Origin of the sequence: Candidatus Poriferisocius sp. (assembly GCF_965204015.1) — a bacterium.
GTDB lineage: Bacteria > Actinomycetota > Acidimicrobiia > Acidimicrobiales > Bin134 > Poriferisocius.
Genome location: NZ_OZ241965.1, coordinates 3124911 through 3145748, shown reverse-complemented (window position 1 = coordinate 3145748; position 20838 = coordinate 3124911). Strand labels below are relative to the sequence as shown.

The window sequence follows — 20838 nt, the reverse complement described above, 5'->3', positions numbered from 1 at the left end:
CCAGCCTGCCAGTCAGTCGGTGATGACGTCGACGAGCTTGCGGCGGCGCCGATGGCCGAACTTGACCCGCCCGTCGGCGGTGGCGAACAGGGTGTCGTCGCGGCCGCGCCGGACGTTGTCCCCGGGATGGATGCGGGTCCCCCGCTGGCGCACGATGATCGATCCCGCGGTTACCTGCGTGCCGTCGAACACCTTGACCCCAAGGTACTGGGGGTTGGAATCGCGGCCGTTTCGAGTTGAGCCGCCGCCTTTGGTCTTGGACATCGTTCGCTCCTCTAGGCCTTGATGGCCGTGATCTGAATGCGGGACTTGTGCTGGCGATGACCCCACCGCCGACGCTGATTGCTCTTGTTCTTGTACTTGAAACCGTTGATCTTGCGGTCCTTTACCGAGTCGACCACCGTAGCGGTGACCGTGGCCTTACCGAGCTGTTCGGGGGCGGCGGTCACCGAGTCGCCGTCCACCAGCAGCACTGGGGTCAGCTCGACCTCAGACCCGGGCTCGCCCAGCAATTCCACGTCGAGCACCTGGCCCTGTTCCACTTTGTACTGTTTTCCGCCTGTGCGGATGACGGCATACACCTGCTTGCGCCTCGCTCACTACTTGCCGGCAGGTCCGACGGATAATTCTAGACGAACCACCGGACGCCAACCCCAACCGTTAACGCTTCACGCCAACAACGGGGACTGACCGCGTTCACTTCTTGGCGGTGAGCTGACGATCCAGCTCGAGGCCCCGCCCATCGCAGGTCGGGCAGGCCGTCGAGCACGACTCCAACAGCCCCTCGCCGATGCGCTTGCGGGTCATCTCCACCAAGCCCAAATCGGAGATGTCGAGCACCTGGGTGCGGGTCTTGTCCCAGGCCAGCGACTCCCTAAACACCTTCATGACCTCTTCGCGGTTGCCCCGCTTCTCCATGTCCACGAAGTCGATCACGATGATCCCGCCGATGTCGCGCAGTCGAAGCTGCCGGGGGATCTCCTGAGCCGCCTCCAAGTTGTTGCGGAACACGGTTTCCTCGAGGCTGGAGTCGCCCACGTTCTTTCCGGTGTTGACATCGATGACCGTAAGGGCCTCGGTGCTCTCGATGATCAGCGACCCGCCGCCGGGCAGCCACACCTTCTTGTCCAGGGCCTTGAGGAACTGCTCGTGCACATGATGGCGCTCCAGCAGGCTCAGATGCTCCCTCTCGGCGTCGTAGTACTCAAGCCTCTCGACCAGTTCGGGAGCCACGCTGGACACGTAATCGTGTACCTCGTCGAACAGGCGCCGATCGTCGATGTGAACCGAGCGGAAGTCCTGGTTGAACTCCTCCCGAATGACCCGAACCGCCATCTCCGGCTCCCGGTAGAGCAGCCCGGGGACCTGGCTCCGCTTGCTCAGGTCGTCGATCTTCTCCCACTGGGAGACCAGCCGCTTCACGTCGCGCTCCAGCTCCTTGGCGGTGATGTTCTCCGCCGCGGTGCGGACGATGATCCCGTGCTCTTCGGGCTTGCACCGGTCCAGCACCTTGCGAAGGCGCTTGCGCTCCTTGTCGGGCAGTCGCTTGGAGATGCCGTAGGTCTTGGAGTTGGGCACCAGTACCACGAACCGGCCGGGCAGCGAAACCTCTTGGGTCAGCCGGGCGCCCTTGTGGGCGATGGGGTTCTTGGTGACCTGGCACATAATGGTCTGGCGGGCCTCCAGCAAGTTCTCGATTCGGGGGGCGCCCTGGGAGGTCTCCACGTCATCGGGATCGAACACCACATCGCCGCGGTACAGCACCGCGTTCTTGGGCGTGCCGATGTCCACAAAGGCAGCTTCCATCCCGGGCAGCACATTCTGGACCCGGCCGAGGTAGATGTTGCCGTGGATCTCGCCCACATCATCGGCGGGCCGGGAGACGAAGTGCTCGATCAGCGCCCGGCCCTCCACCACCGAGATCTGGGTGGCTTCGGGGCGAACCTGGACCAGCATCATGTAACGGCCCACCGGACGGCCCTTGCGGCGGCGGCCTCTCCGGCGCTCCAGAGTCTTCTCGTCGAGCTCCACCGGGCCGTCGGACACTTGGTGCTCCACCGGCTGCATAGGGCGGTTCCCACCCCCTCGTCCTCGGCCTCGACCACCCCGGCGACGGCGGCGCTTGCGGCTCGGGCCCCCGCCGGATCCGCCGGATCCACCGCCCCCTGAACCTGAGCCCCCGCCGGCGCCCGATCCGTTGCCTGTGGGCGCGGGGCGGGAATCGCCGATCTGGGGTTTGTTCTTCGGTGGGGCGGGCGCGGGGCGGGAATCGCCGATCTTGGGCTTTTGCTCGCTAGCGTTGTTCTCGGCTTGTTCGACTGTCCGCTCTTTCGAGTCGGTCATTTCTGTAGTCCTTTCTCATTGCACACCAATCAGGGTGTGCTGAGCAGGGGCTGCGCCGATTGCTCGGGGCCTGTCCGCCAATCGGCCTGGATGAACTGCCAAACATCACAGACTTACCTCAAGTGGCTCCAAGCGGGCGCCATCCTGCTCAATCCATTGACGAGTGCGCCGAACCAGTACCGGACGGTACGGCAATTCGGCAGCGGCAAAGAGCTCCGACGGTCGAGCTGACCGTGGCTGGGTGCCCAATGTGGCCAAGAGGCGAACCCCCCGGCTTGTCGGCTCACCGACCTCCAGGGCACACACTTGAGGGGCCAGGTCGTCGGTGATCTGTTTGCCTTTGCGTTCTCGCGTGACCATAAGCGTAGCCGCCCCGCGCACCTGATCCACCCATCGGGCGAGATCGTCGGCCGACGCGTCCAACAGCTCGATGTCCCAATCGCAGCTGGTGACCGCCTGCTGCAACGACATCGTCCCCGGAGCCAGCACCGTTCCCCCGGTGGCGGCAATTCCGTCAGGCAACACGCTGACCAGGGAGTCCAGCACCTCGCCCACCGCCATCTCGGCACACTTGAAGTCGACGTCCAGATACTCGGCGTCCGACTCGTACCCCGTGGCCAGCGCCAGTCCGAAGTGCAGTTTGGCCCGGGGTGAGAATCCCTCGGTCTGGGCCACCGGCAGCCCGGTCCGCCGCAGCGAGCGCTCCCAGATACGGGCCATGTCCCGATGGCTGGTGAACCGGATTCGACCATTCTTGCCGTACCGCAGCCGAACCCGCGTGCGGGGGGTTTGATTGGGATTCACAACGAGGCCCCCAGCCCAACGTGCCAGTCTGTGGGATTCAAGACGAGGCCCTGGCGCCGACGCCAGAGAGCTGCACGGCCACTGCCGCGGGAGGCTGGTACCCGGTGGGGATCTGGCCGGTGCCCTGGCTGCCCCCGGCCGGCGGAACAGCCGAGGCCACAATGTGCTCGATGCTGTAGCCGGTGCAGGCCCCGCAGTCATAGCACGGAGTCCAACGGCAGTCCTCCAGGCCCACCTCGTTAAGGGCATCGCGCCAGTCCTGCCACAAGAAGTCCTTGTGCAGGCCGGCCGAAATGTGATCCCAGGGCAGAACTTCGTCTTCGGTGCGGTGGCGGTGCACATACCAGTCCACCGATAGCCCGTGGCGGTCCATGGCCTGCGTCCAGCGCTCGTAGTCAAAGTGCTCGGACCACTCCTGAAAGGTGCCGCCCTGGCGCCAGACCTCTTCGATGACCCGGCCGATGCGGCGGTCGCCTCGGCTGGCGATGCCCTCCACCAGGCTGGCCTTGGGGTCGTGCCACTTCATCTGGACGCCCCGGTTCCGCTTGATGTTGTCCCGCAGCAAGAAGACCTTGCGCTGGAGCTCGGCCACCGTGTTCTGGCCGAACCACTGAAAGGGAGTGAACGGCTTGGGCACGAAGCCGCCCAACGACACCGTAACCGAGGGGTTCTTGGTGTGGGCCCGGCCCAGCTCCACGCAATTGCGGGCCAGCTCCCCGATGGCCAGGGTGTCCTCATCGGTCTCGGTGGGAAGCCCGGTGAGGAAGTACAGCTTCATGCGCCGCCACCCCTGGGAGAAGGCCGACTCCACTGCCCCGTAGAGGTCGCGCTCGTCGATGAGCTTGTTGATCACCTGGCGCATCCGCCACGACCCGGCCTCGGGTGCGAAAGTCAGTCCGGTGCGCCGGGCCCGTTGGATCTGGGCGGCCAGCCCCACGGTGAAGGCGTCCACCCGCAGGCTGGGCAGCGACACCGACACCTCGCCGGCGCCGCAGTCCATGGTGGCGGCCACCACCTCCTGGATTCCGCTGAAGTCGGCGGTGGACAGAGAGGTCAGCGCCACCTCGTCGTAGCCGGAGCGGGCCAGCCCGTCGGCCACCATGGTGCGGACCTGCTCGGCGGGCCGCTCCCGCACCGGACGTGTGATCATCCCCGCCTGGCAGAACCGGCACCCCCGGGTGCAGCCCCGGAACACTTCCACGTTGAGCCGGTCATGAACCACCTCGGTGAGCGGCACCAGCTGGTGCTTGGGATAGGGCCAGGCGGCCAAGTCGGCCACCGTGCGCTTCTCCACTACTTCGGGCACATCGCTATACCGGGGCGTGATCGACACCAGCGCCGGGCCGTCGTAGGCCACGTCGTAGAGCGACGGCACATACACGCCCTCAACGGCGGCCAGTTCCCGCAGCACGGCCTGGCGCGACTTCTTGCCGGCCCTCTTCCAGTCGCGGACCGCCGCGTTGATCTCAGAGACCGCCTCCTCACCGTCGCCCAACACGAAGAAGTCCACGAAATCGGCCAGCGGTTCGGGGTTGTAGGTGCAATGCCCGCCGGCGCCGATCAGCAGGTCGCCCTCGTCCCGGCGCTCGGCTCGCACCGGCGCGCCGGCCAAGTCGATGCAGTTGAGCAGGTTGGTGTAAACCAGCTCGGCCGACAGATTGAACGCCAGCACGTCGAAATCCGCCGCCCGCCGGTGGGTGTCCACCGAGAACAGCGGCAGGCCCGCGGCCCGCATCTCGGCCTCCATGTCCACCCAGGGGGCATAGGCCCGCTCGGCCACCGCGTCGTCCCGCTCATTGAGGATCTCATAGAGGATCTGAAGGCCCTGGTTGGGCAGGCCGATCTCGTAGGTGTCGGGGTAGGCCAGCAGCCACGCCACCTTCGACGGGTGGTGCTCCGGTTGCACCATCCCGCCTTCTCCGCCGATGTAGCGCGCCGGTTTCGACACCTCGGGCAGCACCAGCTCCAATTCCGGCCAAAGCGACATCACCACCAATCTACCTTTGGCCGCTGAAACCGCAGAACCAGTTCAAACGAACCGGCGCATGAGACTGCCCTAGAACCAGTTCAGACGAACCGGCGCATGCGGACGTTCAACACCAACCCGAGGCCGATGAGGGTGGCGATGGCCGACGAGCCGCCGTAGGACACCAGGGGCAGGGGAATCCCGGTGATGGGGGTGATGCCCAGGGTCATGCCCACCGCTTCGAACATCTGGAACAGAATCATGGCGAAGACTCCGGAGCAGATCAGCGCGCCGAACCGGTCTCGGGCCAGGCGGGCGGCTTGGAGTATCCGCAACAGCAAAATGGCGTACAGGCCCAGGGTGACGGCAGAGCCGACGAAGCCGAACTCTTCGCCGATCACGGTGAAGATGAAGTCGGTGTGCTGTTGGGGCACCAAGCCGCTCAAGGTCTGGGAACCCTCGCCGTAGCCGGCTCCGTTTACTCCGCCGTTGCCGATGGCAATCTGGGCCTGGCGCTGCTGGAACGCGGCCTCGGTGATTCCGCTGGTCGGATCCACAAAGGTGCGAAGCCGGTTGGTCTGGTACTCCTCCAGCATGTTGGAGTTGACCATCAGCACCACCAGCGTGGTGGCGATCAAGGCGATGCCGATGACCTGGCGGAAGCGGATGCCGCCAATCAGCAATAGCACGAACCCGATGAATACGTAGATCAGCGCCGTGCCCACGTCGGGCTGGAGCAGAACCAGAAGGCCGGGCCACGCCACAATGCCCACGGCGAAGAACACCCGGGGGGCGGTCATGTGGTCTTCGTAGCGGGACAAGAACGCGGCCACCGCCACGATCACCGCGAGCTTCTGAAACTCCGAGGGCTGAAGCTGGAAGTCACCGAATCGGAACCACGAACGGGCGCCGTTGACCTCTTCGCCCAGGGGCCCCAGCACCACGATCAGCGCCAGAATCCCAACGCCGTAGATGGCCACCGCGAACTTGACCAGCTCTCGATACGGAACCCACGCGGCGAACACCATCAACAGCGCCCCGGCCACCGCGAACAGCGATTGCCGCTCCAAGAAGAAGGTGTTGAAGCTCTCCGGGTCTCGTCCCCGAGTGGTGCTGTATATGGCCCCCACGCCGATGGCGGCCAAACCAGCCGCAGCCAGAATCAAAAGCACGTCGATGTGCATCCACGGCGCGTACTGGCTGTTCCGGGAGTCCAACTCCCGGGAACGGCGCTCCTCCAGGGAGATGACCGCCATCAGGCCGGCCCCCCTGTTGAAGACTCGACTCCATCTTCCTCGGTTTCCGCGCCTTCAACCGGCTCGGTCAGATCGGCGAGATCGTCGATGGTTCGCACCGCGGGCACCGAGTCGGTGGCAATGGGCTCTATCACCCGGCGGACCGCGGGCGCGGCCACCGACGCCCCGAAGCCCGACTCCTCCATAATCGCCACGACGACATACTCGGGGTCGGGATTGGGGCCGAAGGCGGCGAACAGCGAATTATCGGCCTTGCCCACCACCTCGGCGGTGCCGGTCTTGCCCGCCACCGACCACTCCTCATGGGGAAAACCGGCGAAAGCGAAGTAGGCGGTACCGTCCACCTCGCTAGTCACTCCGAGCAGGCCGTCGAGGATCGGCCTCCGGATGGATTCAGGCAGGTAGACCTGGTTGAGCGTCCGGTCGCCAAAGGCCTGCACCACCTCTCCGGTGACCGGGTTCTCAACCCGGTCCACGATCTTGGGGGCGTACAGCGTTCCCCCATTGGCGAACGCGGCATAGCCGTTGGCCAGCTGCAATGGGGTAGCGCCCAGCACGCCCTGGCCGATGGCCAAAACGATGGAGTCGCCGGTTCGCCAGGGCTCCCCGGCGGCCTCTGCCGCCGTTGGGGAGGGCACCCGGCCCACCCCCTCGCCGGGCAGCGCGATACCGGTCTGGGCGCCGAAGCCGAACAGCAGCGCCGCCCGCTGGATGCCTTCCCGGTCGAAGCGATCGGCTCGATCCATGGTGTCGCCCAGGTAGTAGAAGTACACGTCGGACGACACGGTGATGGCTCGGACCAGATCAACCGGCCCATAGATGGCCTCTTCAGCATTCTTGAAGGTACACGAGGCGATCGACTCCTCTTCACAGGACGGCACCACGTAGACCCCGGCGTCCTCATAGAGGGTGCGCGTGTCCAGCACTCCCCGAGGCCCGATCACGCCGCCGTTCAGCGCGGCGTAGGCGGTGAACAGTTTGAACGTGGACCCCGGCGGGTAGATGCCGGCCAACGCCCGGTTGTGCAGCGGCTGGTGGTTGTTGGGATCTTGAAGCTCCGCCCACCGATCTTCAGAGAAGCCGCTGACGAACTCGCTCGGCGAGTACGTGGGGAATGACGCCATAGCCAGCACTTCAGCGCCGTTGGGGTCGAGCACCACCATGGCGCCGCCGGGGGCCTTGAAGGGGAGATCCTCGGGGTCGTCCCGCTCTTGCTGGCGGGCTTCGGCCAGACCGGAGAGCAGCTCTTGTTCAGCCAGGGCTTGGATGTCGATGTCCAAGGTGAGGTGGACATCGGCACCGGCAACCGGATCGACCTGCTCGATCACCTGCACCGGATCGCCGACGTTGTCCACCTCCAGCCGGGTGAAGCCGGGAACGCCTCTCAACACCGACTCAAAGGCCGCCTCAATGCCGGTCTGTCCGATCTCGTCGTTTCTCCGATAGGTCTTGGGATCGTCGGCTACCAACTCGAACTGCTCTTCGCTGAGCAAGGAGACATAGCCCAGAATGTGGGCGGCCAAGTCACCGTAGGGATAGGTGCGGACACTGCGGAGGTCGGTGCTCACGCCGGGAAACTCATCGGCCCGCTCCGCCAAGATGATCTCGAAGTTCTCGGTGACGTCGTCGGCCACCGGCACCGAATCGAGCGGGCCAAAGCGGGGATCGTCGAGCGCCTCGTTGATCTCGAACACCTTGGTGAGCCGGCCAGCCCGGCTGATCTCGGTGGCTAAGCGCAGAACCAGCTCCTCTTGCCCGTCGTCGTCGAACTCGGTGTCGTAGGTGAACCGGTCCACGGTCACCACCAACGACTCGCGGTTGTCCACCAGCACATTGCCGCTGCGGTCGAAGATGCGCCCCCGGGGGGCGGGCTCATACAACACTCGGATGGTGTTGGCCACGGCGATGTCCTCAAACTCCTCCGAACTCATCACCTGGAGGTACCAAAGCCGGGCGGCCAGCACCCCGAAGGCCAACAGGGCCAACAGAGCCAAAAAACTCAATCGCAAGCGGAGCGATTCAGGGCTCATCGCTCTTCTCCCAAAAGCCTGGGCCACGACCAGCGCCATAGGCCCAAGAGGGGCAAGCTCAGCACCAGGTTGTAGGCCGCAGCCACCCCCATGACCACGTACAGGCGGTCGGTATAGAGATTGGCTTCGCCCAGCAGCTCGCCGAGCACCGCGTACACCAAGAGCCCGCCGGCGGTGGCAACTGCGGCGACCAGCACGTTTATCCACCAGGCGCTGCGGAAGATCCGCTCTTCCAGCAGGCCGACGGCATAGCCCCACACGGTGTAGATGAGAGCGGAGAGGCCGAACAGCGTGGGCAGGTACAGATCGATGCCCAAGCCGATGGCAAATCCGGCGACCGCCCCCCGCTCCGGCCCGCCGACGAGGCCGGCGGTGACCGCGATGGCCAGGGGAACCTCGGGGGCCACCCCGAGCACCCGCAGATCGGAGAACAACGCCAGATGGAGCACCAGTGCGGTCACCAAGAACAGGGCGCTTCGAGCGTACGCGCTGACCATGATCATGGTTCTTGCCCTGCCAAGTCGTTGAGGAACACCCTTTCGCTGGTCATCGCGATCGCCTTCGTCATGATTCCTCGGCCAGGGGGTCGTAGAGCAGAACGGTCACGAAGCTCAGGTTGTCGGCATTGGCCGAGGGGTTCACGGTGAGTATCTGGAACAGGCGGGCCTCGTCGTAGTCGATCTCGGAGACGGTGCCGATGGGAATGCCGGCGGGGTAGCGGCTGCGGTCCACCCCGCTGGTGACCACCTCATCCCCGACGGCCACCTCGGTGTCGATCTCCAGCCCCTTGCCCACGATCAGCGGCTCTCCGCGGCCGCTGCCCGAGGCCAGCGCCACGTCGTCGGTGCCCACCACCAGCACGCCCACCTCGAAGCCGGGGTCGGTGATCAGTGCCACCCGGGAGTGCCCACGACCGGGATCGCCGTCGATCCGGCCAATGAGGCCGCCCCTGGTGACCACCGGCATCCCGTTGCGGACCCCGTCTTCGGAACCCCGGTTGATCTGCACTGAGTAGCGGTCGAAGTTGCCCACATCGGCGGTCACCACCTCGGCCACGACGTTGTCGATGTCCTGCACATAGGGCAGGCCCAGCACGTCAAGCAGCGACTCCAAACGGATGGCCGCGTCGGTGTCCAGAATCTGCTGAGCCTCGATTTTTTGCAGCTCTTCGCTCAGTCTCTGATTCTCCGCCTCTAGTTCGTCATAGCCGGTGATGCCGGTCCAGGCGTCGCCCACCGGGTCGAACAGCCGATCGGCCCCCGATCGCAGCGGGGAGAACAGGTCGGTGAGGGTCTCCTCGGTGCGCTGGAGGGGCTCAAAGTCACGGGCGTCCAAGGTGAGCAGGGTCGCGGAACTGAGCAGCAGGAATATGAGGGTGACTCGCGATCTTCTTGTGCGAGTGCCCGTTGCCACGGGGCCGATCCGAGCGATCAGTCGTACGACGACGAGAAGAGGAGCCCCTCGAGCGCGTCAAACTCCTCCAGCGACTGGCCCGAGCCGATGGCCACGGCGTGGAGGGGATTGGGCGCCAACCGGATCGGCATCCCCGTCTCTTCCTCAAGGCGAGGGGCGAGTCCGTTCAACAGGGCCCCGCCGCCAGCCAGCACAATGCCTGCCTCCATGATGTCGGCAGCCAGCTCGGGGGGAGTCTCGTCCAGGGTCACTTTGACCGCGTCCACAATCGAGCGAACCACCTCGGAGATGGCCTCGCGGATCTCGGAGGTGGAGGTGACCACGGTCTTGGGCAAACCGGTAACCATGTCCTGCCCCCGAACCTCGGCGTAGCGGTCCTCGCTCCCCGCCCATGCCGACCCCAGCACCATCTTGACCTCTTCGGCCGTGCGGTTGCCGATGGTGAGGCTGTGCTCCTTCTTCAAGAAGGCGATGATGTCCTCGTCCATCCGATCGCCGCCCATCCGAATCGACTGGCCAGTGACCACCCCGCCCAGCGAGATCATGGCCACCTCGGTTGTGCCGCCGCCGATGTCCACGATCATGTTGCCCGAGGCCTCTTGCACCGGGAGGCCGGCACCGATGGCCGCGGCCATGGGCTCCTCGATTATGTATACCGGCTTCTTCGCCCCGGCGGAGACCGCGGCCTCCTGCACGGCCCGCTGCTCCACGGGAGTGATGCCGGAGGGAACGCAGATCACCATGCGGGGCCGGGTCAAACGCCCGGGAGACACTCGTTGGATGAAGTACCGGAGCATCTTCTCGCAGATGTCGAAGTTGGCGATCACCCCGTCTTTGAGCGGACGGATGGCCTGGATATGGGCCGGTGTGCGGCCCAGCATCCGCTTGGCCTCGGTACCCACCGCCACGGGCATGCCATTGCTGGTGACCGCTACCACGGAGGGCTCGTTGATGAGGATGCCCTCGCCGCGGACATATACCAGCGTGTTGGCGGTGCCCAGGTCTATCGCGACATCGCGGCCCACCAATCCGCTGCTGGAAGAGAACCGCCGCTTCACCATGCCGTCAGGTTAGAGCAGACGACCCGAAATCGCACACCGGCCAAGAGGCTGTGTCCTATAGGTCGGTTTATAGGTCGGGAAAGAAGATGGCGATCTCGCGCTCCGCGGAGGCGTTGCTGTCGGAACCGTGGACGAGGTTCTCGGTGACCTCCAATCCGTAGTCGCCTCGGATGGTCCCCGGGGGGGAGTCCAGGGGGTTGGTGGCCCCCATCATGGAGCGGACGACGGCGTAGACATCGTCGGGCCCCTCGAGCACCAGGGCCACCGACGGGGAGCGGCCGATGAACGCCACCAAGTCGGGGTAGAACGGGCGGTCCACATGCTCGGCGTAGTGGCGGGCGGCCAACTCGGCATCGATGGTCAAAAGGCGCATGGCCGCGATCCGCAGGCCCCGGGCCTCAAAGCGGGACAAGATGGCCCCCACCAGGCCCCTTTCCACCGCATCGGGCTTGCACAGCACCAGTGTCCGATTCACCGTCAGAACCCTACTGATCTCGACCCGTCAATCAACACGGCCAGAACCCTACTGATCTCGGGGCACGAGGTGAAGGCGGGCCGCACCCGCGGTGTACAGAGAGCCGGTCACCACCACCGCGTCCTCGTCACCCGACAGTGCCAGGGCTCGTTCCATCGCCTCGGTCACGTCGGTGGCAATCTCGGCGTCGATCCCCCGATTCCGGGCCGCATCCGCCAGATCGGCGGCTGCTAGGGCCCGAGGCCAGTCGGGAGCGCAGCACACCACTAGGTCGCAGCGGGCACCGGAGGCACCGATGGCGGCCAGCATGGCGTCGGGATCCTTGTCGCTCATCATGCCGAGCACCCAGGTGACCGTGCCCAATACGGTGAATTGGTCGGCCAGGGTGGCCGCCGCCGCGGCAAGGCCGTCGGGGTTGTGGGCGCCGTCGATCACCACCAAGGGCTGGCGGGCCACCACTTCGAATCGAGCCGGGACCGCCACGTCGCCCAAAGCGTCCAACACCGGCTCATCCAATTCTTGTTCCACCAGGGCCTCGAACGCGGCGATGGCCAATGCGGCGTTGTCCCCCTGGTGGGCGCCGAACTGGCTGACGTAGACATCGTCGTAACAGGCCCGGGGAGTGCGAACCGTGATCAGCCGGCCGCCCACCGCCGGTTGGTTCTCCTCCAGGTCGAAGTGCTGGCCGGCAACCAGCAGCTCACCCGGCGACTCCTCGGCGGCAATCGCCACCAACTCGGCATCCATCGGCCCCAGCACGGCAGTGACATCGGAATGGAGGATGCCCGCCTTCTCCCCCATCACCGCCGCCTCCCAGCCCGACCGGCCGTCGGTGTGGTCGCGTCCGATGTTGGTGATGACTGCCACCCGGCTGTTCACCACGTTGGTGGCGTCGTAGCGGCCCAGCTTGCCCACCTCCACCACGGCCAGGTCTACGGCCACATCGGCGAACCAGCGCAGGGCGGCCGCGGTGACCAGCTCGAACCATGAGGGCCGGGCACCGTCGTGACCATCGGCCAAATGACCCTCCACTAGCCGCAGATGGCCCAAGAGCTCGGCCAGTTCGGCATCGCTCACCGGGTCGCCGCCCACGGTCATGCGCTCGTTGATGCGCTCCACATGGGGGCTGGCGTAGACCCCGACCGTCATCCCCCATGCCTGGGCCAGCGCGCCAACCATCGCGGCCACCGAGCCCTTGCCATTGGTGCCGGAGATGTGGATGGCCGGGTAGTCGCCCTGGGGGTCGCCCAGTGCGGCCAGCAGACCCTGCATCGGAGCTAGCGACAGGCCGTCGGTGTCGCCCGCGGTGGCCTCCAGATTGACGTGGCTGTCCAGCCACGCCAGAAGGTCAGCTGGCCTGGCGCCGGGACCGGTCGCTGGAACGGGCTTTGGCCGCATTGAGCAGCAGAGGGGCTTCCTCGCCGCGGACGGTTTCCGCATTGACCACGCACTGGACAACGTCGTCGCGGCTGGGCAGCTCGTACATGACGTCGAGCAGGACCTCCTCCAAGATGGCCCGAAGGCCCCGGGCCCCGGTATTGCGGCTGAGGGCCAGCTCGGCCACCTCCGACAGGGCCTCGTCGGTGATGATCAGCTCCACGTTCTCGAACTCGAAGAACTTGCAGTACTGCTTCACCAGGGCGTTCTTGGGCTCAACCAGGATCCGCACCAGCATGTCCCGCTCGAGGTGGGATACCACGCCGACTACCGGCAGGCGGCCGATGAACTCGGGGATGAGGCCGAACTTGATCAGGTCCTCGGGCTGGACCTGGGTGAACAGCTCCCCGTGGTCCCGCTCCGCATCGGTGCGGATGTCGGCGCCGAAGCCGACCCCGACGTTGCCCACCCGGTTCTCGATGATCTGCTCCAACCCGGCGAAGGCGCCGCCCACGATGAACAGCACGTTGGTGGTGTCGATCTGGATGAACTCCTGGTGGGGGTGCTTGCGCCCGCCCTGGGGGGGAACCGACGCAGTGGTGCCCTCCAAGATCTTCAGCAGGGCCTGTTGCACGCCCTCACCGGACACGTCCCGGGTGATCGACGGGTTCTCGCTCTTACGGGAGATCTTGTCGATCTCGTCGATGTAGATGATGCCGGTCTCGGCCTTTTTGACGTCGTAATCGGCGGCCTGGATGAGCTTGAGGAGGATGTTCTCCACGTCCTCGCCCACATAGCCGGCCTCGGTCAGCGCAGTGGCATCGGCGATGGCAAAGGGCACGTTGAGCATCCGGGCCAGGGTCTGGGCCATCAGCGTCTTGCCGCACCCGGTGGGCCCGAGCAAAAGGATGTTCGATTTGGACAGCTCCACCTCGGGGTCGGATGAGCCCATCTGGACCCGCTTGTAGTGGTTGTAGACCGCGACCGACAGAATCCGCTTGGCGTGTTCTTGGCCGATGATGTAGTCGTTCAAAAAGGAGTAGATCTCCTGGGGCTTGGGGAGCTCCTTGAATCCGACGTCGGCGCCTTCGGCCAACTCCTCCTCGATGATCTCGTTGCACAGGTCGATGCACTCGTCGCAGATGTAGACGCCGGGGCCGGCGATCATCTTTTTGACCTGCTTCTGGGTCTTGCCGCAGAAGCTGCACTTCAGCAGCTCGCCGCCCTCTCCGAACTTCGCCACTGTCTCGATCCCCCTTACCGGATGGCCGTGATCGGTCCGGCGTTTTCGGCGGCCTCACGCGACGAGATGACCTCGTCGATCAGCCCGTACTCCCTGGCGTCCTCCGCGGTCATCACGTAATCGCGGTCGGTGTCCTGCTTGACCTTATCGAGGTCTTGGCCGGTGTGGCGGGCCAGAAGCTGCTCGAGCTGGTCTTTGAGCCGCTGGATCTCCCGCGAGGCGATCTCGATGTCGGACACCTGCCCGGACGCCCCGGCATAGGGCTGGTGGATCAGCATCCGGGAGTGGGGCAGCGCCAAGCGCTTGCCGGGGGCGCCCGCAGCCAAGAGCACGGCGGCGGCCGAGGCCGCCTGTCCGAAGCAGATGGTGGTGATGTCGGGCTTCAAGTACTGCATGGTGTCGTAGATGGCGAACATGGCATTGATGTCGCCGCCCGGGCTGTTGATGTAAAGGTTGATGTCTTTGTCGGGGTTCTCCGACTCCAGGTGCAGAAGCTGTGCGCAGATGAGGTTGGCCACCGTGTCGTCGATGGGGGTGCCCAAGAAGATGATGTTCTCCTTGAGCAGGCGGGAATACAGGTCGAACGACCGTTCACCCCGGTTGGTCTGCTCGACCACGACGGGCACCATGTAGTTCTGAGGTCTCATGTGGTTTGGCTCTCGATGGTGGTGGGGGGAAGGTCAGACTCGCTGTCGGGATTCAGGCTAGACCGCTCAATGAGGTTTCCGTCGGGATCTTTTATCTCAACCCGCTCCAAAACCCATTCCCGGGTCCTGCGCATCTTTGCGTCCAATCGTACCCCCTTGAGACGGCTTTCATCGTCAGCGAATACCGATGACTTGAGCTCGTCGACGGTTTGGCCCACCTGAGCAGCCAGCATGGCCAGCTCCGAATCCACGTCCTCATCGGTGGCCTCGATGGACTCTGCCGCCGCCACCGCCCGCAGGGCCAGGTCGGTTTTCGCCTCCAAAAGGGCAGGTTCGCGAAGCGCCTCGGCCATCTCTTCGACGGTCTGGCCGATGGCCTCCAGATAGGTGTCGATCTCCACGCCCTGGCTGGCCAGTCGCATCTGGAGGGTGCGGAGGCGGTGCTGCACCTCGGCGTCCACCAATGCCTCGGGAATGTCGTCGATCACCAACTCGGCGAGCTGCTCGCCCACTTGGTTGGCCAGCGAGGCCAGGGCGTCGGCCCGCTTGTGCTCGGCGATGTTCCCGGAGATGTCGGCCCGCAGCTCGTCGGCGGTGTCGAACTCCGAAGCCTCTCGGGCGAACTCGTCGTCGAAATCGGGAAGAACCGTCTCCTGCACCTCTTTGACCAGGATGCGGAACCGCAAGAGCCCGTCCTCGTCGGGGTCGGGGTGCTTGGCGTTGAACTCCAAAATGTCGCCGCTCTTGGATCCCCGGAGCTCCTCGTCGATCTCGGGCACCACGGCCCCCTGGCCCACTTCGTAGGCGTAGTCGTCCACGGTGAGGCCCTCGACTTCCTCGCCGTTGTACGACCCATAGATGTCCATGGTCACGTTGTCGCCGTCGATCGCCGGCCGGGAGACAGGGGCCAGCTCGCCGAACTGCTTGCGGAGCTGGTCCACCTGCTGGCTGATCTCCTCGGCGGTGGGCTCGGGACTGGGCACCTCGGCTGTGAGCTGGTCGTAGCCGGTGATGGTGACCAGGGGGCGGACCTCCACCACCGCGTCGAAGCTGACCGGGCCGCCCTCGGCCCCGCTGGTGATGTCGATCTCCGGTGCGGCGATCACGTCGACGTCGTGGTCGTCCACCGCCTGGGCGTAGTACTCGGGCACCGCGTCGCTGAGGGCTTCTCCCCGAGCCGCCTGGGGGCCCAGCCGGGCTTCCAGCACTCGGCGGGGGGCTTTGCCGGGGCGAAAGCCCGGAAGGCGGACTTGGCGGGCGAGCTTGCGGAAAGCCTCGTCCAGCTTCTCCTCGAATTCGTCCGCATCGATGTCCACCGACACCTTGACCCGGTTGCCGTCCAAGGTCTCGACCGTGCTCTTCACAGGATGGGCATTTTACCGGCGACCCTTCGAATCCTCGTGTCGTAGCTGATTGCCGCGGTGGGCAGTTATCATTCCAAGCCAGCCCTGCGGGTGTAGTTCAGTGGTAGAACCCCAGCCTTCCAAGCTGATGACGCGAGTTCGATTCTCGTCACCCGCTCTCTTCGCATCGCTGCTGTTCAGCGCCCTCAGAACTGGAAGTAGATGTAGTCGGCCACCCCCTCGGGGCCGAGGGCGACGACGATCATGATCCACACCGAAAAGCCCACCGCGGTCAGGCCCATCGGCGCCTTGGCCAACGCTTCCGACCCCTTGTCGGCCCATTCTCGGGGGAAGAACTGGGCGACAAGAGCAGACACGATGGCCAAGGCCACCAGCGGGTTCAACAGCTCAGGTCCGGTACCCCACCCGGTGTAGAGCCGGGCCAGCACATCACCAGCTCTATCCAGGGTCTCGCTGTTGAACAGCACCCAGCCCAGGCACACGAAGTGGAACACCCAGAATCGTCGTGTCCACAGCCGGGCGGTGTCCGAGGGGGTCCAGTGCCAACCCCACCCCCAGCGCCAACCCTTCAGGCTCACCTCTCGCGGCACCCGGCCCTGTCTGGCCTCTCGCCGCCAGCGTTCTGTGGCCAGGCCGGCGCCGTGGTAGACGCCCCAGAGGATGAACGCCCCGGCCGCGCCGTGCCACAGGCCGCCGAGGGCCATGGTGAGCAGCAGGTTCCGGTAGGTGGCCAGGCGCCCCTTCCGGTTGCCCCCCAGGGGGATGTAGAGGTAGTCCCGCAACCAGCGGGAAAGCGTCATGTGCCACCGCCGCCAGAAGTCCTGGATGGAGTCGGCCACATAGGGCACGTCGAAGTTCTGGGGGAAGCGGAACCCCATCAACAAGGCCACGCCGATGGCCATGTCGGTGTACCCGGAGAAATCGGCGTAGATCTGCACCGCGTAGCCGTAGATCCCCGCCAACATGTCCAGCGCGCCGTGCTCGCCGGGGGCCTCGAAGGTGTCGTTGACCACCGCCCGAGCCAAGAAGTCGGCGATCACCACCTTTTTGAACATGCCCCGGCCAATGAGCTTGACGGCGTGGGCCACCTCCGCCCGGTCGGGGCGGGCCTCTGAGCGCAACTGGGGCAAGAACTCGGTAGCCCGCACGATGGGGCCGGCCACCAACTGGGGAAAGAACGACAAATACACCGCGAAATCGAGCAGATTGGCCTCGCCGGTGCGCCCCCGATGCACGTCCACCACGTAACTGATGGCCTGGAACGTGAAGAACGACACCCCCACCGGCAACACGATGTCGAGTGCTGGGCTGGATACTCCCAGATTGCGCTCCAGGCTGTCGGTGAAGAAGTCGTAGTACTTGAAAAAGGCCAACACACCGAGGCTCAGTGTCACCCCGCCGGCCACCGCAGCTTTGCGAACCAAATCGGTGGCGGCTCTCACGTTGACGGCCACCGCCGCGGCGTTCCCCAACGTCATGCCCACCAGCAACAGCACAAAGCGGGCATCCCAGGCCGCGTAGAACCAATACGACGCCCCCAACAAAAACAGCTTCCACGGCACCGGCCACCGCCGCAGCGCCCACCCCACCGGCAACACCACCGCAAAGAACACCGCAAACGTGAACGTCGGAAACAGCACCGCCGCCGACCCTACCCGCAGCTATACCGAAGCCACCTTGGTTGTCAGAATCCCCCCCGCCGGCGACCCTCAAGCAGCTGGGAGAACGTGGCCCTAGCGGTAGGGTGGGACGTACATGAGGCCGCCGTTGGTCCAGAGGTCGTTGGCGCTGCCGGCCAGCGTTCCGAGTTGCGGGTGGCGGTTGTAGATCTCCTCGTAGTTGCCCACTTGCGACACCACCTGGATGGCGAAGTCGGTGGGCAGGCCGAGGCCGGGATCGAAGCCGTCGCGGCCCAAGAAGTTCAAGATGTTGGGGTCGGTGCCGTCGTAGCTGGCGATGTTGGTTGAGTCGAGTCCGAACTCCCAAGCCTGGACGGTGGCCATGATGGCCCAATTCACGACCTGAGCCCACTGCGTGTCGCCATCGCGCACCACCGGGCCGAGGGGTTCTTTGGAGATGATCTCGGCCATGATGTGCTGTTCGGGGCCGCCATCTTGCTCGATCTCGAACTTGAACACCCCGAGCACGCTGGTGTCGGAGGTCATCGCCTCGCACTGGCCCTCCTGGTACGCGGGTACGAGGGTGTCGAAGCCCTCGAAGGTGACCGGGTTGAATGGGATGTCTCGGGCGGCGAACACCGCGGTGAGGTTCAGCTCGGTGGTCGTGCCGGTGCTCACGCAGATGTTGGCGTCGGCGAGGTCTTGCAGCGTGGTGAAGCCGGTGGAAGCCGGCACCATGAGGCCTTGGCCGTCGTAGTAGTAGATGAAGTTGAAGTTGGCACCCTCGTCCCCGTCGCGGGTCGCCGTCCAAGTGGTATTGCGGTTCATCACGTCGAACTGGCCCGAAGCCAGGGCGGTGAAGCGCTCGGCGCTGGTCACCGGCACGATCTCGATGGCGTCGGAGTCCCCGAATACAGCAGCGGCCAGCACCCGGCACATGTCGATGTCGAAGCCCACGTATTCGCCGTCTTCGTTCAACAGCGCGAACCCGGGGAGATCATCTCTAGAGCCGCACATAACGTGGCCGCGGTCCAGCACGGCCTGCAAGGTTCCGCCGTCTTGTGCATGCACAACGGTGACCGTCTCTGCCGGCTCAGATGCCGCTGGGGCCTCGGTGCTGGCCGCGGTGGCTTCAGGGGCCGCTGGGGTGGCGCCGTCGCCATCGTCGTTGCCGCACGACGCGGCGATCAACGAGAAAACCAGCACGAACCCGAGCACGGGCAAGAAGTGACGGAAGGTCTTATTCATAAAATCGAACATAGCCGTACGGTGTGTGAAGTTCTCTATTGTCTGCCGGGTTTCGATGTCGGACGGCTCGAAGGCTGAACGCGGAGCCGGTCACGCGGCGGGGTTGACAAGACGGCCGACGAACAGGATCGCGCCGGTGTCTTGGTGGGTGATGGCCCACAGGAAAGGACGGTCGGCGACAACGGTGAGATCGGGCTCTGGCGGGGCCGATTCGGCGAACCCCATGGCGGTGGCCGCGGCGGCCTCGGTGCCCTTTTCGTCCACGATCACCTTGGCGCCGTGGAGGGCGCCGGTGATGAAGATGCCGGGGGCGATGTTGTCGAAGCCTGCGCCGGGGCAGAACTCGCGCGGGCAGAGCCATTCAAACAGGTCGGTGGGCGGCAGGGTCTGCTCCCACTTGGGCATGGCGAGATCGACATAGCCCTCCCTCGCCGCGCCGCGCAGACCAGCGAGCGCCTCCGCGTCGAGCGATTCCTCGACGGCGGCCAGGCCGTCGACGTCGTGGGGGACGATCAGCCACATGGCCAACTCGCCCCCCTCATAGGGCAGTTCCACCGCGTCGGCATCGCCAAGGCGGACATACCGGCGGTAGAGCGGCTCGTAGTCGCGCATGAACGGAACGGTCACCGATCCGCCGTCGGCGGTGGTGAACTGGCCATCGTCGGTCCACTCGGCCAAGAACGGCACTGCCCAGTCGGCCTTGAGGTAGACGGTGTTCACCAGAATCAGCTTCTGGTCGTCGACCATGTCCTCGCTGACGATGGTAGGGATGAGCCCGCGGGTACTGTCCGACACCCAGCGGTTGACGGCATCGGCCGCCGGGCCGGGCTGGGCGGTGTCGATGGGCTGGATCCCCGCCCCGTACTGGCTGGACGCGATATCGAGGAATTCGGGCAGCGGCGAGAACTCGTCGTCGGGGAACAGGCGGTTGGCCACCTCCAACACAGTGGGCTCTACCGATGCCCCAGCCAGGCTGAGACCGACGGCATTGGCCGCGCCGTGGGTATCAGCCGCAGGAAACCCGAATATCCCGTCGAGCACCGCGCCCGTGTCAGCAGACGCCCCGGCCCGGCTCAGGCTGAATGCGATGCCGATGCTCATCGGGCTGGACACCGCGTTGCCCTCCAAGTGCCGGTGGAAGTCCCACCCAGCCGCGTTGACCCCGGCAACCCACTCGTGTGAAGGCGCATTGGGGTCGGCGGGCAGCCGCGCCGCGGTCGGCGGCAACACGGCCGTACCGGCAGGCTCATCCACGGCAACAGGCGTCGCATCGATGGGGTCATTGACCTCATCACCGCCAGCCGGGGTCGCATCGGTTAGAGGCGCCAGATCGGTGGTCGCGGCCGGCTCATTCGCGACAGCCGACACGGTAGGCCCTGGTGTAACGGTCGTCTCCGAGGAGCCACAGCCCAGCGCAATGGTGCCAAGCAGAATCAGCGTTCCGATCAGCTTCGCCATGTTCTTTTTCGTCTTGGTCATACTTGTTTGACGACGCCGAAGCCCCACCGGTTCCCGAAAGCATGGTACGGGAAGCAGTGCTAGGAAATGAGCACAACCTTTCTGAGCTTGCCGGGCGCAGCAAAATACTCGTAGGCAAGGATGAGGAGGCCGAGAGCTCTCACGGAGTCAGGGGGCGCGGCGAACAGCGTCGATGTTGTACTCGTTCCAGAAGTCGGGGTTGTAGCCGGGCGCTATGATCTTCGCCCCGTTGAGGATGCGGCAGGCTCCCTGCACATTGCCGCCGGTGTATTCGAGGACGGCGAGGACCAGTCTTTTTTCGGCCTGTTTGTTCGGGATGCTCCACCCATCGACTTCGCTGCGCATCATTCCCGAACTGAACAGCTCTTTGGTCTTGTCTATCCCGAAGCGTTGGTGCAGAGCGAGAATCACGTCGATCTCAGCGGAGTTGAGCTTCTTCATTTGCGGGCGACCCTTCCGGGAGCGGCAAACTCGGCGACTTTGACGACAACGCAAGATGAGTATTTGCTGACC

At 65.2% G+C, this 20838-nt stretch carries 19 protein-coding genes and 1 tRNA gene; 1 reads left to right on the top strand and 19 read right to left on the bottom strand.

Annotated elements, in window-relative coordinates; translation table 11 throughout:
• Positions 1-12: 12 nt before the first annotated feature.
• The 15 genes from rpmA to tig form a co-directional block, all read right to left on the bottom strand.
• Complete coding sequence (gene rpmA / locus ACOGJC_RS14130; protein WP_419845637.1) at positions 13-264, bottom strand: 50S ribosomal protein L27; 252 nt, start codon at positions 262-264, stop codon at positions 13-15.
• 11 nt (positions 265-275) lie between these two features.
• Entirely contained in the window at positions 276-581 is a 306-nt protein-coding gene (gene rplU / locus ACOGJC_RS14125; protein ID WP_419845636.1) for a 50S ribosomal protein L21, read from the bottom strand.
• A gap of 115 nt (positions 582-696) precedes the next feature.
• A complete protein-coding gene (locus ACOGJC_RS14120; protein WP_419845635.1) occupies positions 697-2343 on the bottom strand; it encodes an Rne/Rng family ribonuclease in 1647 nt (548 codons plus the stop codon).
• A 105-nt stretch (positions 2344-2448) separates the two neighbouring features.
• Positions 2449-3147 (bottom strand): TIGR03936 family radical SAM-associated protein, encoded by a 699-nt coding sequence (locus ACOGJC_RS14115; RefSeq protein WP_419845634.1) that lies wholly within the window; start codon positions 3145-3147, stop codon positions 2449-2451.
• A gap of 37 nt (positions 3148-3184) precedes the next feature.
• Positions 3185-5134, bottom strand: a complete 1950-nt coding sequence (locus ACOGJC_RS14110; RefSeq protein WP_419845633.1) for a TIGR03960 family B12-binding radical SAM protein — start codon at positions 5132-5134, stop codon at positions 3185-3187.
• 80 nt (positions 5135-5214) lie between these two features.
• Complete coding sequence (gene rodA / locus ACOGJC_RS14105; RefSeq protein WP_419845632.1) at positions 5215-6369, bottom strand: rod shape-determining protein RodA; 1155 nt, start codon at positions 6367-6369, stop codon at positions 5215-5217.
• Positions 6369-8399, bottom strand: a complete 2031-nt coding sequence (mrdA, locus tag ACOGJC_RS14100) for a penicillin-binding protein 2 (protein WP_419845631.1) — start codon at positions 8397-8399, stop codon at positions 6369-6371. Before mrdA ends, rodA begins: the two co-directional genes overlap by 1 nt.
• On the bottom strand, positions 8396-8896 hold the full coding sequence (mreD, locus tag ACOGJC_RS14095; protein ID WP_419845630.1) for a rod shape-determining protein MreD: 501 nt from the start codon (positions 8894-8896) through the stop codon (positions 8396-8398). Before mreD ends, mrdA begins: the two co-directional genes overlap by 4 nt.
• Before the next feature lie 67 nt (positions 8897-8963).
• A complete protein-coding gene (gene mreC / locus ACOGJC_RS14090; RefSeq protein WP_419845629.1) occupies positions 8964-9812 on the bottom strand; it encodes a rod shape-determining protein MreC in 849 nt (282 codons plus the stop codon).
• Positions 9813-9829: 17 nt separating this feature from the next.
• On the bottom strand, positions 9830-10873 hold the full coding sequence (locus tag ACOGJC_RS14085) for a rod shape-determining protein (protein ID WP_419845628.1): 1044 nt from the start codon (positions 10871-10873) through the stop codon (positions 9830-9832).
• Between the two features lie 67 nt (positions 10874-10940).
• The gene (ndk, locus tag ACOGJC_RS14080) at positions 10941-11348 is read right to left on the bottom strand and encodes a nucleoside-diphosphate kinase (protein WP_419845627.1); all 408 of its coding nucleotides are present in this window, start codon (positions 11346-11348) and stop codon (positions 10941-10943) included.
• A 48-nt stretch (positions 11349-11396) separates the two neighbouring features.
• A complete protein-coding gene (locus ACOGJC_RS14075) occupies positions 11397-12746 on the bottom strand; it encodes a bifunctional folylpolyglutamate synthase/dihydrofolate synthase (protein WP_419845626.1) in 1350 nt (449 codons plus the stop codon).
• Positions 12697-13968 carry an ATP-dependent Clp protease ATP-binding subunit ClpX gene (gene clpX, locus ACOGJC_RS14070; RefSeq protein ID WP_419845625.1) on the bottom strand — a complete coding sequence of 424 codons (1272 nt, stop codon included), beginning with the start codon at positions 13966-13968 and terminating at the stop codon, positions 12697-12699. Before clpX ends, ACOGJC_RS14075 begins: the two co-directional genes overlap by 50 nt.
• 14 nt (positions 13969-13982) lie before the next feature.
• Complete coding sequence (locus ACOGJC_RS14065; RefSeq protein ID WP_419845624.1) at positions 13983-14615, bottom strand: ATP-dependent Clp protease proteolytic subunit; 633 nt, start codon at positions 14613-14615, stop codon at positions 13983-13985.
• Positions 14612-15979, bottom strand: a complete 1368-nt coding sequence (gene tig / locus ACOGJC_RS14060) for a trigger factor (RefSeq protein ID WP_419845623.1) — start codon at positions 15977-15979, stop codon at positions 14612-14614. The genes ACOGJC_RS14065 and tig overlap by 4 nt, the downstream gene beginning before the upstream one ends.
• 86 nt (positions 15980-16065) lie before the next feature.
• Between tig and ACOGJC_RS14055 the strand changes: the two genes are divergently transcribed.
• Positions 16066-16136, top strand: a tRNA-Gly gene (locus ACOGJC_RS14055).
• Between the two features lie 28 nt (positions 16137-16164).
• Here ACOGJC_RS14055 and ACOGJC_RS14050 read toward each other — a convergent pair.
• From ACOGJC_RS14050 to ACOGJC_RS14035, 4 genes are all read right to left on the bottom strand, one after another.
• Entirely contained in the window at positions 16165-17619 is a 1455-nt protein-coding gene (locus tag ACOGJC_RS14050; RefSeq protein WP_419845622.1) for an MBOAT family O-acyltransferase, read from the bottom strand.
• A gap of 93 nt (positions 17620-17712) precedes the next feature.
• On the bottom strand, positions 17713-18846 hold the full coding sequence (locus ACOGJC_RS14045) for an amino acid ABC transporter substrate-binding protein (protein WP_419845621.1): 1134 nt from the start codon (positions 18844-18846) through the stop codon (positions 17713-17715).
• Between the two features lie 90 nt (positions 18847-18936).
• Positions 18937-20304, bottom strand: a complete 1368-nt coding sequence (locus tag ACOGJC_RS14040; RefSeq protein WP_419845620.1) for a serpin family protein — start codon at positions 20302-20304, stop codon at positions 18937-18939.
• A gap of 168 nt (positions 20305-20472) precedes the next feature.
• Positions 20473-20766, bottom strand: a complete 294-nt coding sequence (locus tag ACOGJC_RS14035; protein ID WP_419845619.1) for a hypothetical protein — start codon at positions 20764-20766, stop codon at positions 20473-20475.
• Between the last annotated feature and the right edge of the window lie 72 nt (positions 20767-20838).

Bases quoted from the DNA above. Each gene is read 5' to 3' on its own strand.
- rpmA (WP_419845637.1), bottom strand. From the start codon at position 264: ATGTCCAAGACCAAAGGCGGCGGCTCAACTCGAAACGGCCGCGATTCC.
- ACOGJC_RS14120 (WP_419845635.1), bottom strand. From the start codon at position 2,343: ATGACCGACTCGAAAGAGCGGACAGTCGAACAAGCCGAGAACAACGCT.
- ACOGJC_RS14110 (WP_419845633.1), bottom strand. From the start codon at position 5,134: ATGTCGCTTTGGCCGGAATTGGAGCTGGTGCTGCCCGAGGTGTCGAAA.
- rodA (WP_419845632.1), bottom strand. From the start codon at position 6,369: ATGGCGGTCATCTCCCTGGAGGAGCGCCGTTCCCGGGAGTTGGACTCC.
- mrdA (WP_419845631.1), bottom strand. From the start codon at position 8,399: ATGAGCCCTGAATCGCTCCGCTTGCGATTGAGTTTTTTGGCTCTGTTG.
- mreD (WP_419845630.1), bottom strand. From the start codon at position 8,896: ATGGTCAGCGCGTACGCTCGAAGCGCCCTGTTCTTGGTGACCGCACTG.
- ACOGJC_RS14085 (WP_419845628.1), bottom strand. From the start codon at position 10,873: ATGGTGAAGCGGCGGTTCTCTTCCAGCAGCGGATTGGTGGGCCGCGAT.
- ACOGJC_RS14075 (WP_419845626.1), bottom strand. From the start codon at position 12,746: ATGCGGCCAAAGCCCGTTCCAGCGACCGGTCCCGGCGCCAGGCCAGCT.
- ACOGJC_RS14065 (WP_419845624.1), bottom strand. From the start codon at position 14,615: ATGAGACCTCAGAACTACATGGTGCCCGTCGTGGTCGAGCAGACCAAC.
- ACOGJC_RS14045 (WP_419845621.1), bottom strand. From the start codon at position 18,846: ATGAATAAGACCTTCCGTCACTTCTTGCCCGTGCTCGGGTTCGTGCTG.
- ACOGJC_RS14040 (WP_419845620.1), bottom strand. From the start codon at position 20,304: ATGGCGAAGCTGATCGGAACGCTGATTCTGCTTGGCACCATTGCGCTG.
- ACOGJC_RS14035 (WP_419845619.1), bottom strand. From the start codon at position 20,766: ATGAAGAAGCTCAACTCCGCTGAGATCGACGTGATTCTCGCTCTGCAC.